The organism is Martelella sp. K41-7 (assembly GCF_055808365.1).
In genome coordinates, this window is sequence record NZ_CM147867.1 from 4,045,956 (window position 1) to 4,061,963 (window position 16,008).

Genomic DNA, 16,008 nt, shown 5'->3' on the forward strand with positions numbered 1-16,008 from the left:
TCCTCTCAGATCAACAGAATGTAGGTGCAAAGGATGGCGATGGCGGCGAGCAGGGCCGTGAGATAGGGTATGACGGCGCGAAACAGCGCAGCTTGAGGAATTTCCGTCACGCCCGCGACCACGAGAACCAGCATGCCGACAGGCGGGGTCAGCCCGCCGATCATCAGTGTGGTGACGATGATCACCCCGAAGGCGGTCGGGTCGAGCCCGGCGTCGATTGCAAGCGGCAGCAGCAAAGGCCCGAGAAGCAGGATCGCCGCGCCGATATCAAGCACCAGCCCGGCGCCGAGCAGCACGAAAACAGCAAGAGCGAGAACCGCGACGGGAGACCCGCCGAACGCCGCGGCAGCCGACGAAATCATGCCGGCCACCCCGTCGACAGCAAGCTGGAAGGCAAAGGGGCCGGCCGAGCCGATGAGCAGACCGATAGCGGCGGCTTCAGCGGCCGTCTGCCGGAACACCGAAAACAGGGAGCATCGGCGTGTTTTCGAAAAGCCTGCCAGCGCCAGCGTGTAGATCGCGGCAAGAGCGGCCGCCTCGGTGGTGGTGACGATGCCGACGCGGATGCCGACAACCACAATGACACCGAGCCCGAAGGCCGGAACGGCAGCAAGGAAGGCGTGCCCTCGCTCGCCCGAGCAGGCCCGCTGGCCACCCGGCTGGTTGCGGGTTGTCAGGTGAATGGCGATGCTGAGGGCGACTGCCATTAAAAGGCCTGCGAACAGCCCGCCGACAAGCAGCTTGCCGACCGAAAGATCGGTCGCGGTCGCAAGGATCAGGAAGGCAATCGAGGGCGGTATGATGTTATCGAGGACCGAGGCGGCGGCGATGATTGCGCCTGCGCGGGCAGGCGGATAGCCATGGCGCACCAGTTCCGGATGAAAGGTCGTGGCGGAGAACACTGCATTGGCAACCGACGAGCCGGAAGCGCCGGAAAACAGCGTGCCAGTGGCCAGCACCGTCTGCGCCAGCCCGCCGCGCCGGTGGCCGACAAGCGCGGCGGCAAAGGCGACGAGTTGTTTTGCCGCGCCCGAGGCCGAAAGGGCCGCACCCGTCAGCAGGAAAAACGGAATGGCAAGCAGCAGGAAATGCGACATGCTGGAAACGGCGGTTGTGACAATCGTTTCGGTCGCGAGGTTGCCGCCGAACGGCATGGCGATCATTGCGGCAGCCAGAAAGGCATGGGCAAGCGGTGCCGCTGTTATGAGGCCGACGGCCGCTGCAATCGCGATCGCAGCGCTCGGCGGCAGCGCGGTGGTTACCGTTAAGCGCAGGCAGGTGAGGTAGATGGCGGTTGCGAGGATTGCCGAAGCTGCAAGCGATAATGCCTTCTGTTCGCTGATGCGGCGAAGGATGAGGACCATCATGAGCAGGCCGCCGCCTGCACCGATCACGGCAAAGCGTAGCCATTCGGGAAGCCCGAGCGTCGGCGATGTGCCGCCGATCAGAGCCACGACGCGGCTGCTGCCGAAAATCAGCACAAGCGCTGCCAAAAGACTGACGGCATCAGCGATGATCCGGGCCGCTTTTGCGACAACCGGCCTGAAGGGAAGATCAAGCCGCATCGACAGCGGCCCGGAAAGGGCAAGCGGTGCGGCCAATGCGATCAGCGCCACATTCAGCCATATGCCGAGATCTTCCGTCCCGATCAACCCTGTGTGAAACAGATATCTGAGAACGACACTTGTGAGCACGACGGCCAGCATGACCGCCAGCACGGCGGCGGCAATCAACCCGAGTGCCGCCTCCAGCCGCTTGGCGAGCCGGGCAGCCTTTGTATGCATTGTTGCCGGAGTGCTTGTCATTGCTGCCGGTTGGCGATCGCGGTGTCGATGGCCCAGCGAAAGTCGCGGGTTGCGGCGGCGACATCAGGCGCGTGAAAAATTGCTGAAATAGCCGCGATACCGTCGGCCCCTTCGGCAATCAGTTGCGCAACGTTTTCAAGCTTGATCCCGGCGATGGCGCCGACCGGCAGGTCGGGACGCGCGCTCTTGAGACCGCGCCGAAGCGCGCTGAAGCCGCGCATGCCGACCGGTGGATCGAGATTGATCTTGGAGAGTGTTTGATAGACGCCGCCGATGCAGGCGTAATTGACCGGGGCGGATGAGGCTTTGGCGCCGTCGGAGGCATTCTTGACGGTCAGGCCGATGATCGCGTCCGGCCCGAGCAGCCGCCGCGCGGTTTCCGGCTCCATGTCGTCGGCACCCAGATGCACGCCGTCGGCGCAGGACGCAAGGGCGACATCAACCCGGTCGTTGACGACAAAGGGAATGCCGGTCGGTGCCAGCGCCTTGCGGATCTCGATGGCCCGCTCGATCATCTGACGGGTCTTGGCGTATTTGTCGCGATACTGGATCAGCGTCGCACCGTTTTCGGCAGCAAGCCGGGCAAGCTCCGACAGCGGTGCGGTTTCAACGAGCCCGGCATCAACCAGCGCGTTCAGACGATAATCGACGGCTCTCATGGCCGCATCCCGCAAGCTGGCTTCTTGCAGATCCGGCGAATTTCCAACGACATATGACGACCTCCATGACATTGCGGAGACCGGATCAGGCTTGGAAACGAAAAGAAGGGAGGTGACCGATTTTTCCGTTCCTACGCCGGTATGACCCGGATCAGGTTCAAGGGTCCGGCTCGTTGCCATCTCAGCATCGCATGATGCTCCCCTCGGAATTTGCATGACTTTGTCGGGCTTTCGGCCCTCTGTCAACCGGCTTCAGACAGCGCCGAACGCTGCTACCTCGAAGCTGGCCAGATCGTCCAATACCGTGGCTGCCCCTGCAGCAAGAAGCCGCTCTGCATGGAGCGGTCTGATACCCTCCAGATGGCCGCCACCGACGAAACCGACGACGCGCATATCCGCGCGGCCGGCGGCAATAACACCGGCAATCGAATCCTCGAGCACCACGCAATTGCCGGCGCCCTTGCCGAGCTTTTCCGCTGCGTAGAGGAAGACGTCAGGCGCGGGCTTGCCGTTTTCAACCGAGTCGGCGCTGAAGGCGCGGCCTTCGAAGCGGTCGGCAAAGCCGATACAGTCGAGCGCGACGCCAAGTCGTTTGTAGGAACCGCCGGACGCGATGCAGTAGCTGATGCCGGCGGCATCCAGCCGGTCGAGCATTTCGCGGGAACCGGCCACCGGCTGAAGTTCGTGCGCATAGCGCTCAAACAGCCTTTCATACCATTCCTTCTGGAAATCGGGATCGATCGGCTGGCCCGTCCTGTCTTCGACAAAGGCGATGATCTGCCTGATCGAGGACCCGAGAAAAGTCTCGACCAGCGTATCCCAGTCGATGACGATGCCGTATTTCTCAAGCGAGGTCCTGAGTTCGGCAAGCGCGATGATCTCGCTGTTGGCAAGCACGCCGTCGAAATCGAAGATGACTGTTTTGTTCATGGGGCCCTCGCCAGAATAAGTTCAGCGGTGATATCGTCGGTAATCAGCGTGGTGACAAGTCCGCCATGGATTGCGGCGATAATAACATCGACCTTGTGGACACCAGTTGCAGCAAGCACTCGTTCCGGAACATTTTCAAGCGCTTCGAGCCCGATGCTGACGGCGCAACGGTTCACAACATGGTCGATTTCCCGGCCGTCGCGATCAATGAAATAGCCGACGATATCGCCGACCGCGCCTTTTTCGGAAAGTTCTGCCGATGTGACATTGGCAGGCAGGGCCGTGGTCATCAGCACGGATTTGTCGGAAAGGTCGCCTGCAGCCAGCACGGCCAGATCGAGTTTTTCAAGCTTTTCCAGATGCGCGTTGAAAACCAGGTTGGAAAGGAAGCCTTCCCTGTTTGTTCCGGGAGAAAGATAAACCGGGGCTGCGAACAGCGAATACTGGGCACCGAGCCGATCAGCAACGCCTACGGTGAGGCCGAAGGCGTTGAAGGGTGCGCCCTGGGCCGTGCCGCCGATCATCGAGACGATTTCAACCTTCGGGAGCTGCATCCGGGGCAGGTACGTCATCGCGTTTTTGAGCGTCATGCCCCAGGAAACGCCGATCAGACGCCAGCGCTCCTCGTGCAGGCCCTTAGCAAGATAGTTCGCAAGAGCCGCACCGGCGGTAATCTGGTCATCGTGATTGTCTGGATTGGCCGGCGCCACGATGGCATCCGCAAGGCCGAAGCGGGTTTTCAGCTCCTCCTGCTGGCGGAAGCGGATGACATGCGGCGACTGGATGTCGACGCGCACCAATCCGCTGGCGCGCGCGGCCCTGATCGCCTGGTTGACGCGCAACCGGGTTACGCCCATCAGCACCGCCACGTCGGACTGGGTCATCTCATTGATGAAATAATGCCAGCAGACCTCAGCCAGAAATGCATCGGTTTCCGCAGTCACTTCACTTGCCACCAGTCATACCCCGTCATGCCGTTGATTTCGGCCCGCCATATGACCTGTTTTCATCTGAATTGCAAATTTGACATTTGTAATTTAGTGCAAAAATAATGATTAATATCAAATATTTATGGATACATGTCAGTGCAAGGAAACCCGACGGGGCGGTCTCTCCCGCCCAGTGTTTCCACTGTCGAGGAACCTGAATTGACTGTTGGCCAAGGTTAGAGGAGGTATGCAAGCATCGTGCAGCCGGCCGGAAGCACACTCATCAGCAATACTGACTTCTGAGTTCAGCGATATTGGATATTCATGCCGTTTGATCCCTGTTAATTTTGGCGGCGGGATTTTTTCGGGATAGGATTTCATGGAACAGGCTGTAAAACGCGGGGCCGACCGCGACATGCTGATTATCATGCTGGCGGGCGGGCTCGTTCTGGCGCTGTCCTTCGGTGTGCGCTCGGTTTTCGGCGGCGTCGTCCTGCCGCTGTCGGACGATCTGTTCGGCGGCCGGATCGAGATTTTCTCGCTGTCGATTGCGATCCAGAACCTTGTCTGGGGTCTGGCGCAGCCGTTTTTCGGCATGATCGCCGACAAGTTCGGTGACCGGCGCGCGCTTTGGCTTGGCTTTGCCTGCTATGTGCTCGGCATGCTGATCTGCGTTATGGGCACGTCGCCCTTTGCCCAGCACATGGGCGCGGGTGTGCTGGTCGGCATGGGTGTTTCAGGCACCGCCTTCGGCACGGTGCTGGCGGTGGTCGGGCGTGCGGCGCCGGCTGAAAAGCGCGGCTTTTATCTCGGCGTGGCGTCCGCCATGGGCTCGGCGGGGCAGGCGGTGCTGCCGCTTCTGACGGCCTTCCTGATTAGTCGCTTCGACTGGCAGACCACGCTTCTGATCATTACGGCATTGCTGGCGCCGATGGCGCTTGCGATCCCCTTCCTGCATGTAAAGAAAAAGGGGACTGCCGCCGAAGCCGATATCGATCTGCCGCAGACGATCCGTCACGCCTTCGGCCATACGAGCTTTGTGATGCTGGCGGCCGGCTTCTTCGTCTGCGGTTTCCACCTTGCCTTCATCACCGCGCATTTGCCGAATTATGTGCAAAATTTCTGCACAGGGACCGCGCTATCCGGACCCGAATTGCGCGCGCTTGGCCTGAAAGCGCTGGCGCTCGCCGGGTTTGCCAATATTTTTGGTACGCTGATTGCGGCGCGCCTCGGTAATGTCTTCTCCAAACCGCATGTTCTGGCGGGGATCTATGCGCTGAGAGCGGTCGTCATTGTGGTGTTCATCTGGTTGCCGCTGACGCCCGTTTCCGTGCTGATCTTCGGCCTCGTCATGGGCGTGCTCTGGCTTTCGACTGTGCCGCTGACGAGTGCATTGATCATCGTGATGTTCGGCCCGCGTGCGATGGGCACGCTGTTCGGCTTCGTCTTTCTCAGCCATCAGCTCGGCGGTTTTGCCGGTGTCTGGCTTGGCGGGATATGGTTTGACCGCTACGGCAATTACGACATGATCTGGTATGTGGCCATCGCGCTCGGCGTCGTCTCGGCCCTGATCCATCTGACGGTTCGCGAGCGTGCGGCCCCGCCCGTGGCTGTCGCTGCCTAAGGCGGATCAGCGCCGTCCTTAACACTTCCGAAAGCATAACCGCATTAATCTCGGCGCTGTCCCCCAAGACCGGACGCGGGGTGTTTATTTCCGTCGGACTCTTTTCGCGGATTCGCCAAGCGTCTATGTTTTGAAAGGGGCGATTCGGTCTGTCAACGGCCGGATCTTCATGACATGTGGACAGCCTCTTGAAGGCGGCCGCCGCGCTTTGCGGCACATTGAGCGCGGCCCGCCAAAAGACAGATGCGGAAGAGACGAATGGAGCGGGGCGGTAAAAGCAACGAGGGCCGGATGATTCGCAAAAGGCGCACGAAGCGCGCGATTGCGCGATGGCTTACCGCCGGCACGGCACTTTCGCTGTCCGCGGCTGGCGCCTTTGCCCAGACGCCTGCGGCGCCCGTCTTGTCTTCGCGCGAGGTCATGGCGCTTTCGGCATTCTGCGGTATTCTGGCGGCGACCGTGCTTTCCACGCTCTGGTTCATGCGCCTGCGCGGCCGCACCGAAGCGGAAAACCAGCGGCTTGCGCTTGAACTGGAAAACCAACGCGAACGCATTGCCAATCTGAAAGCGTTGAACGCCGAGCGCAACCGCCGCATCATTTTCTGGGAGGGGCCCGAGGCTGAGCCGGAATTTCTCGGCACTCTGCCGGAAGAAGCCGGTGCGCCTGAAAACGACGACGCCTTCCTTTCCTTTGACGGCTGGCTTTCACCCGGCAGCACACGACAACTGGCGACCGCCATTGCCGCCCTGCGTCAGAAGGCCAAGGCTTTCGAGATGCTGGCCGAGGCCCATAATGGCTATGTGCTTGAAGTTGTCGGCGGCACCACCGGCGGGCGTGCCCATGTCCGCTTCGGTGCGCTCGAAAGTGTTCGCGCCGAGCTTGCCGAACTGAAGGTCGAACACAAGCGCCAGAAGGCCGTTCTTTCCCGTTTTGAGGCGTTGTTCGAAGCCGTCGACATGCCGTGCTGGCAACGTGATGCCGACGGCGGGCTGATTTGGGCAAACCGCGCCTATATCGCCGCGGTCGAGGGCGGCCGTGCCGCAGACACGATTGCCGAAAACCGCATGCTGGTTGGCGCTGCAATCCAGGAAAAACTTGATGAAACCGTGCGTTCCGGTGTGCGCTTTGATGGTCGCCAGCCAGTGGTGACCGGCGGCAATCGCACCTTCTTTGAACTGAGCGAAGTGCCTTGTGGCGATGGTTCGGCAGGGATCGCGAGGGATGTCTCCGAGCTTCAAAGTGTTGAAAATGCGCTGGAACAGACGCTTGAAAGCCATGCCGATACGCTCAACCATCTGCACACGGCCGTTGCGATCTTCGATGACGGCCGGCGGCTGAAATTTTACAATCAGGCTTTTGAGAAACTCTGGAAGCTCGACATGGGTTTCCTGGAATCCCATCCTGACAATGGAGAACTGTTCGAGCGCCTGCGCGCCGACGGCAAGCTGCCGGAGCCGCATCAATGGCGCGAATGGAAGGAAAAGGTACTTTCGGTCTATCGCACCGTCGAGCCCTATTCCGATCTCTGGTATCTGCCGAGCGGGGAAACGCTGAGTGTATTTGCCTCCGCCCATCCGCGCGGCGGCACCACCTGGGTTTTTGAAAACCATACCGAGCAGGTCGCGCTGAAGACCCGCTACAATACGCTGGTAAAGGTCCAGGGCGAGACCATCGATCATCTGGCAGAAGGCGTCGCGGTGTTCGGGCCGGACGGAAGGCTGAAGCTTTCCAACCCGGCTTTCCTCGCACTTTGGCGGATTGCCGACCGGGACGCCGAGCCCGGCACCCACATTCGCACGCTGATGCAGACCTGCGAGGGGGATCCGGGGGGCGCCGATGGCTGGAAACTGTTTGCCCGGATGATCACCTCTTTTGACGATGAACGTGTTTCGCGTCAGGGCCGTCTCGATCTGACCTCGGGTCTGGTGCTCGACTATGCGGTCACGCCATTGCCGAACGCGCAGACCATGCTGACCTTCGTCAATAAGACCGACTCGGTGAAGGTCGAGCGGGCGCTGACGGAGAAAAACGATGCGTTGCGCAAGGCCGAGGAACTGAAGAACGCCTTCCTCGAACACGTCTCCCACGAGCTCAGGACACCGCTGACGTCGATCATGGGCTTTGCCGAACTGCTGAAGGCGCCGGACACCGGTTCCCTCACCGCACGACAGAGCAATTATGTCGACCACATCGCCAATTCCTCGTCCGTGCTGATGACCATCGTCAACGACATGATCGATCTGAAATCGGCCGATGCCGGTATTCTGCATCTCGAATTCGACCGGATGTCGCTGGATGACCTGATCGATTCCGTCGCTGACGATATTTCGAGCCGGCTGCAGGAGACCGGCGTGACACTGGAAATCACCGCGCCACCCGCACTCGGGCCGATCACCGCCGATTTCCAGCGTCTGAAACAGGTTCTGCTGAAAATTCTCGGCAACGCCGTCAAATATGCGCCGCGTGGCTCGATTATCGCATTGTCATGCTGGCGCGAGAAGGGCGATTTCGTCTTCACTGTCACCGATAACGGGCCGGGCATTGCCGATGATGCGCTGGAAAGTGTGTTTTCCCGCTTCGATTCCGGCGGACGTCAGGCCCAATATGCCGGCGCCGGCCTTGGCCTCGCCATTGTCGAGAGCTTCGTTGGTCTGCATCATGGCAGGGTGTTCATCGACAGCGAGCCGGGCGCGGGTACCACCGTTTCCTGCCGCATTCCCGATGCCTCCGCAGACCGGGGCGGAGCGGAAATCATCGCGGCGGAATGATGGAGTGTTTTCTGCCGGATGAGGCGGCGACCATCGCACTTGCTGAAAAACTGGCACCGCTTTTGAAAGCCGGTGACTGCCTGGCGCTTTCCGGTGATCTTGGCATGGGCAAATCCACCTTCGCCCGTGCGCTGATCCGCGTACGGCTGCAAGACCCGGCGCTGGAGGTGCCCAGCCCGACTTTCACCCTGGTTCAGATTTATGACGGTTCGCCGCCGCTTTATCATTTTGATCTCTATCGGCTTTCTGACCCTGACGAACTGATCGAGCTTGGTTTCGACGAAGCGCTCGACGATGGCATCAGTCTTGTCGAGTGGCCGGAACGCGGCGAACTCCCGGCTGAGACCCTGACGCTTGCCTTTGAGGAACAAGGCAATGGCCGCCGGGTGGTGCTCACCGGGCCGGCGTCCCGGCTTGCTGCACTGGAGGCCGCGTTTCACTGAAGCCTTTCCAGGCTGGCATGACGGCAGTGGCGCAAGCGGCTCTGGCATCCGCGGCGCTTGCGAAGCACGCCATTGGCCCGTAAAACCTTGAGTGAATCGGATCGAAACGGGAGCCGGAAATGGCGGAGGCGAACAATGCCGGATTGTGGACGATACCGCCGGGCGTGCCATTTCTTCAAAGCCTTGCCGAAAGCCTGATTTCCGGCCGGCTGACCCCGGATTTCCGATATGATCCGAAAGACCCGCTCGCCCTTGCCGATGTGAAGATATTCCTGCCGACACGGCGCGCTGTTCGTATGTTGCGCGGCGAATTCTCCGCTCTTCTCGGCGGCGCCTCAACGATCCTGCCGGAAATTCGCGCGCTTGGTGAAACGGACGAGGACGAGCATTATTTCGAGGAAAACCTGCCGGAAAGTGCCGAGAGCCTGCCATCGATTGAACCAGTGCCCCGGCTTCTGGAACTTGCCGGCCTGATCCTGCCCTGGCGCAACCGGTTGTCCGATGAACTGTCCGGTCTTCACGGCGCATCCCCGCTTGTCGCCCCCGCCAGCCCGGCGGATGCTGTCTGGCTTGCCCGCGACCTGGCTGAACTCATCGATGCGATGGAGACCGAGCGGGTCGGCTGGGACCGGCTGTCATCTCTGGAACAGGATAACTATGCGGTCTGGTGGCAGCTGACTGCCGAGTTCCTGAAGATTGCAGCGCTTTACTGGCCCGGACGGCTGGAAGAGCTTGGCCGCTCCTCCGCCGTTGCCCACCGCAATGCGCTGCTTGCCAGTGAGGCAGAGCGGATCGCCGCAATCACGGGCCGGGCGCCGGTGATCATTGCCGGCTCCACCGGTTCGGTTCCCGCGATTGCCGATCTGATCGCTGCCGTCTCATTGCTGCCGCAGGGTGTGGTGGTGATGCCGGGGCTCGATTGCGATATGCCGGAAGAAGACTGGCAGGCGTTGACCGCTGCCGATGCCGACCCCGCCATGCCAGATCCCTCGATCCGCAGTCATCCGCAATATGAAATGGCGCGGCTGCTCGAGCGCCTGTCGCGCCAGCGCGCGGATTTTGCCACGCTCTCGCAGCCCGGGACGGCGCTTGCCCTGCGCCGCCGCATTCTGGCTGCCGCCTTCGCTCCGGCAGAGGTGACCGACCGCTGGGAGCGTTGGCGCACGGAATTTACTGCCGACGAGATTGAAACCGCCTTTGCCGATGTCTCGCTGATGGAAGCGGGCAATGAGCGGCAGGAAGCACTTGCGATTGCAGCGGCGCTTCGGCTGGCGCTGGAAACGCCGGGTGAGGACGGCAGACCTGCCCGCGCGGCGCTGATCACGCCCGACCGCAATCTTGCACGGCGCGTTGCGGCCGAGCTTCATCGCTTTGCTATCGAGGCCGATGATTCAGCCGGTACACCGCTTTCGGCAACCGGGCAGGGCACGCTTTTGACACTGATGCTGGAGGCGGCACTGAAACCCGGCGATCCGGCTGTGCTGGCCGCATTGTTGAAACATCCGCTGGCGCGTTTCGGCCTGTCCGCCCGGAAAATGCGGGCAGCAAGCGCTGCCTTTGAGCTGATCGCGCTGCGTGGCGGCACCAGAACCGCCGATCTTGGCCGGCTTGCCACCTTCGTTGATGACGCGCTGGAAAAGCAGAAGGACGAGCGCTATCCGCCGCATTGGCGCACGGCCTTGCCGAGGAATGCCGCCGAGACGGCGCGCGATCTTGCGGCAAGGATCGACACCGCGCTGGCGCCGCTCATTGAAACCCATGTGGCGCGCGGCCCCGACCAGCCGCCGATCACCGAGACAATCGCGCTTTCCGACTGGGCCGCGCGCACCGGCCGGGCGCTGGAGGCGATTGCCGTTGACGATGCCGGCGACCTTTCGGCGCTATGGTCCGGCGAGGCAGGCGAGCGGCTTGCGACCGTGCTGTCGGAAACGATGGGGTCGGTGACACCGATTGTTGCCGACGGCCCGCAATGGATCGACATCATCGCAGCGCTGACGGCATCGGAGGCCGTCAAACCGCGCTCCATGGGCAATCCGCGCGTGTTCATTTTCGGCGCGGTCGAGGCCAGGCTGCAGGATGTCGATACCATCGTCATCGGCGGGTTCAACGAAGGCGTTTGGCCGACACAGGCGAAGAACAACCCGTTTCTGTCGCGCGGCATGAAAGCGGAAATCGGCCTTGAGCCGCCGGAAAAACGTGTCGGGCAACTGGCGCATGATCTGACCATGGCTGCCGGTGTGCCTAACCTGATCTTCTCGCGCGCGATGCGGCAAGGCTCGGCCCCGACGGTTGCCAGCCGCTGGCTGCAGCGGCTTCTGGCCTTTGCCGGCGCCGATCTTGAGGCGGCGCTGAAACGGCGCGGTGACAGGCTGACCGGTTGGGCCTATGCCCTTGACGATGCGCCGCGCACGGCGATCCCGCCGCGACCGGAGCCCTATCCGCCGGCCGAAGACCAGCCGAAGCGCTATTCCTTCTCCGAGATCGGCCGATTGAGGCGCGATCCTTATGCGATCTATGCCCAGAAAGTGCTGAAGCTGGATCCGCTTGCCCCGTTCAATGCCGATCCTTCCGTCAAGGAGCGCGGCATTCTCTATCACGCGCTGGCCGAGCGGTTCATCAAGTCCGGCGCGGATCCCGCCACCGAGGCCGGGCGGATGGCGATGGAGGATGTGCTCGCCGGTCTCCTGCTGGAAGCCGAACTGCCGCCGCACCTGGCCTTGAGCTGGGTGCCGCGGCTGAAATCGGTGGCTGCGGAGCTTCTGAAATTCGAAACAGCAAGACGGCTGTCAACATCGATCGATACTACGCTGACGGAGGCGGGTGCCGGTTTCGATATTCCGCTTGCAGACATCAGACTGACCGGCATTGCCGACCGGATCGACATTCTGGACGACGGAAGGGCCGAGATCATCGACTACAAGACCGGCATCTCGCCATCGCTCAATCAGGCGCGCACGCTTCTGGAGCCTCAATTGCCGCTGGAGGCGGCAGCCCTTGCGGCGGGTGCCTTCAAGGATGTGCCCGCGCTCGAAACCAAAAGCCTCAAATATGTGCGGCTCAGGCCCGGCCATCGCTTCGGGGTCGACGCGCTGGAAAAGGCCGAAACCAAAAAGGACCCGGCAATCACGGCGGGTGAGCTGGCAAGTGACGCCCTTAGGGAATTTACACGGTTTGTCACCGCGCTGAAGACCGGAACCCGGCCCTTCGCCTCGCGGCTTATTCCGGCAAGCGCGCGCGATTTTGGCGGCGAATATGATCATCTGGCCCGCGTTGCCGAATGGTCGACGGCGGATGATAACGGCGAGGGCGGCGATGACTGACGATCCGGGCACCAATGCCAGCCCCGAAGACTGGCTGTCATGGACCACCGGCCGCCAGCGGCTGGCCTCCGATCCGGCCCGCACTGTCTGGGTTTCGGCCAATGCCGGTTCCGGCAAGACCCATGTGCTGACCCAGCGTGTGGTCCGGCTGCTGCTCGCCGGCGCGCGTCCGTCGGCAATCCTCTGCCTCACCTATACCAAGGCGGCGGCGTCCGAGATGTCGAACCGTGTGTTCGCGCGGCTTGCCGAATGGGCGGTGCTGCCGGAAGCAGCCCTTGCAGCCGAGATCGCCGAAATCGAGGGCGTACGCCCGGATGCGCTGAAGATTGCGGTGGCGCGGCGGCTGTTTGCCCATGCGCTGGAAACGCCGGGCGGGCTGAAGATCCAGACCATCCATGCGTTTTGCGAAAGCCTGCTGCACCGCTTTCCGCTGGAAGCCAATGTTGCCGGGCATTTCTCCGTGCTGGACGATGTTGCCGCCGCCACGCTTCTGGCCGATGCCCGCCGTCAGCTTTTGACGGCAACGGCAAGCAGGGAGGACCCGGCATTGTCGGAGGCCTTTCAGACCGTGCTGGAAATCGCAGACGATAGCGGGCTTGAAAAACTGCTCGGCGAGATCGTCAGCGCCCGCCATGCCATCAGGCCGTTTCTGGAGGAGGCGCGGCGCAATGACGGGCTCGAGGCACAGCTTCGCGCCGCTTACGGGTTCGCACCGGACGCAGGCGCGGAAACGATCGCCGCCGAGGTCTGGCCGCTTGCGGGTCTGGAAGACCTCGCGCAGCTGGTCGGGATTGCGCGCGATGATGGCGGATCACGGGCGGCCGGTTTTGCCGATCACCTGCAGAGCGCCGTCGAGGCCTCCGATGCCGTTTCGCGGTTTTCGGCGTTGGAAAGCGCCTTTTTGACGGCGGCCGGAACGCCGAAGGCGGAGACGACGCTTGTGTTCAAATCGCTGCGGACCAAGGCACCGGAGCTTGGCGAGGCGGTGCTGGCAGCAGCCCAACAGGTCTTCAAGGTCCGCGACCGGTTGAACCGGTATCGGATATTCGAAAAGACACGTGCGGCGCTCATCCTCGCCGACCGGCTCGATACCCGCTATGAGGCGCTGAAACAGCGGCGCGGCAAGCTGGATTTCGAGGATCTGATTGCGCGTACGGCAGCCCTTCTGGCGCGCTCGGATGCCGGGCCATGGGTGCATTACAAGCTCGATCAGGGTGTCGACCATATTCTCGTTGACGAGGCGCAGGATACGGCCCCTCTGCAATGGGATGTGGTGCGGGCCTTGAGCGAGGATTTTTTCACCGGCGAGGGCGCGCGACCGGGGCGGCGCACCATGTTTGCCGTTGGCGATGAAAAACAGTCGATCTATTCGTTTCAGGGGGCGCGGCCCGAACGGTTTGCTGCGGAAGGTCGGCTGACGGAAAAGCGGGTTGTCTCGATTGCGGCGTCGTTTTCCAAGATTGACCTGCCGCTCTCCTTCCGTTCCACCGCCTCGGTGCTGTCTGCGGTCGATTGTGTGTTCTCGGTTCCGGAAAACCGTAAGGGTCTTTCGGCCGAAGGCGGGGATACGGTGCATGTCTCCAACCGTCTCGGCCATCCCGGTTGTGTCGAGGCCTGGGAAATGGTTGCGCCGGCTGAAACCGAAGATCAGGACGACTGGACCGCGCCTTTCGATGCGACGCCGGAACAGGCGCCCGCAGCCATTCTCGCTCGGCGTATCGCCCATCGCATTTCGCAGATGATCGGCAAGGAGACCATCGTCGAGAAGGACCGCGAACGGCCCATTCGCGCCGGTGATATTCTGGTGCTGGTTCGAAAGCGCGATGCCTTCGTCAACGCGCTGACACGGGCACTGAAATCACCCTATGACGTCCCTGTCGCAGGCGCTGACCGCTTGAAGCTTGCCGATCATATTGCGGTCAAGGACCTGATCGCGCTTGGCCGTTTTGCGGTTTTGCCGGAAGACGATCTCGCACTGGCCGCGATCTGCAAAAGCCCGATTTTGAGCCTTTCCGAAGACGACCTGTTTTCGATTGCCGCAAGGCGCAAGCTGGGAGAGCATGTGTTCTCGGCATTGAGGCGGCTGGCAGCGGCAGGCGATGAGGCATTTGCCAAAACCGTAACCACGCTGGAGCGGATCATCAATGCCGCCCGCCGCCGCACCGCCTTTGATTTTTACGCCGGCATTCTGGCGCGCGAGGGGGGCAGGCGTGCCTTTCTTGCCCGGCTCGGCAGCGAGGCCGGTGATATCCTTGATGAGTTCCTGAACGCGGCGAAGGGGCACGAGGATACGGGTTTGCCGGGGCTGCAATCTTTTCTGGATGTGATGGAAGAGGGTGGCCTCGAGGTCAAGCGCGAGCAGGACAAGGGACGCGACGAGGTCCGGATCATGACGGTGCACGCCTCCAAGGGGCTGGAAGCGCCGGTGGTATTTCTGGTCGACAGCGGCGGCAGGCCCTTTGTCGCAAGCCACCTTGCAGGCTTTCGGGTGATAGAGTCGGGTCTGCCCGTCTGGCATGCTGCAAAGAAGGAGGCCGACAGCAGCGTGCTTTTCGATATCGCCCGCCGCGAAGATGAGGCGAAGGAGGAATATCGCCGCCTGTTATACGTCGCGATGACACGGGCCGCCGACCGGCTGATCGTTTCGGGCTATCGCGGCCAGACGGAGGTGCCGGATTGCTGGCACAAGATCGTCTGGTCGGCGCTTTCGACTGATGAGAAGGAGCGCGCCGGGAAGATCGAAGTTGAAGGGCCATCGCAGGAAAGCTGGTCAGGCCTGCTGTGGCAGGAGAAAATTCCGCCCCGGACATTCGAGAGCGATGCCGGTCCGGCGGATGAGGACACCGCGCTGCCGCCGCTTCCCAAGGCGCTGACCGAACCCTTCCGCGAAGAGGCGCGTCCGGCGCCGCCGCTCAGCCCGTCGCGCGCCGGTCTTGAGGTAGAGGACCCGCCGCCGCTAACCGCTTCGCCTTTGTTTGGCACACCTGCCGCTAATCTGGCGCTGGAACGCGGACGGCTGGTGCACCGTCTGATGCAGTTGCTGCCGGGGTTTGAGGCAAGCGAGCGCGAAGAGGCCTGCAGGCGCTATCTGTCGCGCGCGGCGTTTCATTTGCCGGAGGATGAAAGCGACGCCATCCAGAAAGGCGTGATGGCGGTGATTGCCGATCCTGAACTGGCACCGGTGTTTTCGTCCAGTGCCCGTGCCGAAGTCTCCGTGACCGGGACCGTCCGGCTTGAGGCTGGCGACTTTACGGTATCGGGCCGGCTCGACCGGCTAGCAGTTGAAGAAGACGCCGTTTTGCTGGTCGATTTCAAGACCAACCGCAACCCACCCGGCGCGGGCGAGGCGGTGCCTTTCTCCCATGCTGCGCAGATGGCGGTCTACAGGGAAATCCTGGCGCCGCTTTACCCCGGAAAATCCGTGGCCTGCCTTCTGGTCTATACTGAAACAGCTGCGGTACGCCGGCTGTCCTCTGATGAGCTGACCGGTGCGCTTGCGGGCCTCTCGACAAAGTGAGGCAGGGCCATT

The 16,008-nt window shown here is 62.0% G+C and carries 8 protein-coding genes, 1 pseudogene and 1 riboswitch; of the genes and pseudogenes, 5 read left to right on the plus strand and 4 right to left on the minus strand.

Annotated elements, in window-relative coordinates; translation table 11 throughout:
* Window positions 1–5 precede the first annotated feature (5 nt).
* The 4 genes from AC0L7L_RS19250 to AC0L7L_RS19265 form a co-directional block, all read right to left on the minus strand.
* Entirely contained in the window at window positions 6–1,805 is a 1,800-nt protein-coding gene (locus AC0L7L_RS19250) for a TRAP transporter large permease subunit (RefSeq protein WP_473510798.1), read from the minus strand.
* Window positions 1,802–2,464 carry a thiamine phosphate synthase gene (gene thiE / locus AC0L7L_RS19255; RefSeq protein WP_272213726.1) on the minus strand — a complete coding sequence of 221 codons (663 nt, stop codon included), beginning with the start codon at window positions 2,462–2,464 and terminating at the stop codon, window positions 1,802–1,804. The genes AC0L7L_RS19250 and thiE overlap by 4 nt, the downstream gene beginning before the upstream one ends.
* Before the next feature lie 111 nt (window positions 2,465–2,575).
* Window positions 2,576–2,678, minus strand: a riboswitch (TPP riboswitch).
* 38 nt (window positions 2,679–2,716) lie between these two features.
* Window positions 2,717–3,394, minus strand: coding sequence for an HAD family hydrolase (locus AC0L7L_RS19260; protein ID WP_272213727.1), 678 nt, complete (start codon window positions 3,392–3,394; stop codon window positions 2,717–2,719).
* Window positions 3,391–4,350, minus strand: a complete 960-nt coding sequence (locus AC0L7L_RS19265) for a sugar-binding transcriptional regulator (RefSeq protein ID WP_473510804.1) — start codon at window positions 4,348–4,350, stop codon at window positions 3,391–3,393. The genes AC0L7L_RS19260 and AC0L7L_RS19265 overlap by 4 nt, the downstream gene beginning before the upstream one ends.
* A gap of 352 nt (window positions 4,351–4,702) precedes the next feature.
* Here AC0L7L_RS19265 and AC0L7L_RS19270 point away from each other — a divergent pair, with 352 nt between their 5' ends.
* The 5 genes and pseudogenes from AC0L7L_RS19270 to addA all read left to right on the plus strand — a co-directional run bounded on the left by AC0L7L_RS19270 (window position 4,703) and on the right by addA (window position 15,996).
* Window positions 4,703–5,947 carry an MFS transporter gene (locus AC0L7L_RS19270; RefSeq protein WP_272213729.1) on the plus strand — a complete coding sequence of 415 codons (1,245 nt, stop codon included), beginning with the start codon at window positions 4,703–4,705 and terminating at the stop codon, window positions 5,945–5,947.
* 258 nt (window positions 5,948–6,205) lie between these two features.
* Window positions 6,206–8,716, plus strand: a complete 2,511-nt coding sequence (locus AC0L7L_RS19275) for a PAS domain-containing sensor histidine kinase (RefSeq protein WP_473510807.1) — start codon at window positions 6,206–6,208, stop codon at window positions 8,714–8,716.
* A pseudogene (gene tsaE, locus AC0L7L_RS19280) lies at window positions 8,713–9,120 on the plus strand (tRNA (adenosine(37)-N6)-threonylcarbamoyltransferase complex ATPase subunit type 1 TsaE); the annotation flags it as partial. The gene AC0L7L_RS19275 and the pseudogene tsaE, both read left to right, overlap by 4 nt.
* A gap of 158 nt (window positions 9,121–9,278) precedes the next feature.
* Window positions 9,279–12,479: a double-strand break repair protein AddB gene (gene addB, locus AC0L7L_RS19285; RefSeq protein WP_272213733.1), complete on the plus strand. Its 3,201-nt coding sequence runs from the start codon at window positions 9,279–9,281 to the stop codon at window positions 12,477–12,479.
* Window positions 12,472–15,996: a double-strand break repair helicase AddA gene (gene addA / locus AC0L7L_RS19290; RefSeq protein ID WP_473510811.1), complete on the plus strand. Its 3,525-nt coding sequence runs from the start codon at window positions 12,472–12,474 to the stop codon at window positions 15,994–15,996. Before addB ends, addA begins: the two co-directional genes overlap by 8 nt.
* Window positions 15,997–16,008 lie beyond the last annotated feature (12 nt).

What these genes read in the sequence shown, in the direction of transcription:
- AC0L7L_RS19270 (WP_272213729.1), top strand. Translation starts at nt 4,703, where the DNA reads ATGGAACAGGCTGTAAAACGCGGGGCCGACCGCGACATGCTGATTATC.
- AC0L7L_RS19275 (WP_473510807.1), top strand. Translation starts at nt 6,206, where the DNA reads ATGGAGCGGGGCGGTAAAAGCAACGAGGGCCGGATGATTCGCAAAAGG.
- addA (WP_473510811.1), top strand. Translation starts at nt 12,472, where the DNA reads ATGACTGACGATCCGGGCACCAATGCCAGCCCCGAAGACTGGCTGTCA.
- thiE (WP_272213726.1), bottom strand. Translation starts at nt 2,464, where the DNA reads ATGAGAGCCGTCGATTATCGTCTGAACGCGCTGGTTGATGCCGGGCTC.
- AC0L7L_RS19250 (WP_473510798.1), bottom strand. Translation starts at nt 1,805, where the DNA reads ATGACAAGCACTCCGGCAACAATGCATACAAAGGCTGCCCGGCTCGCC.
- addB (WP_272213733.1), top strand. Translation starts at nt 9,279, where the DNA reads ATGGCGGAGGCGAACAATGCCGGATTGTGGACGATACCGCCGGGCGTG.
- AC0L7L_RS19260 (WP_272213727.1), bottom strand. Translation starts at nt 3,394, where the DNA reads ATGAACAAAACAGTCATCTTCGATTTCGACGGCGTGCTTGCCAACAGC.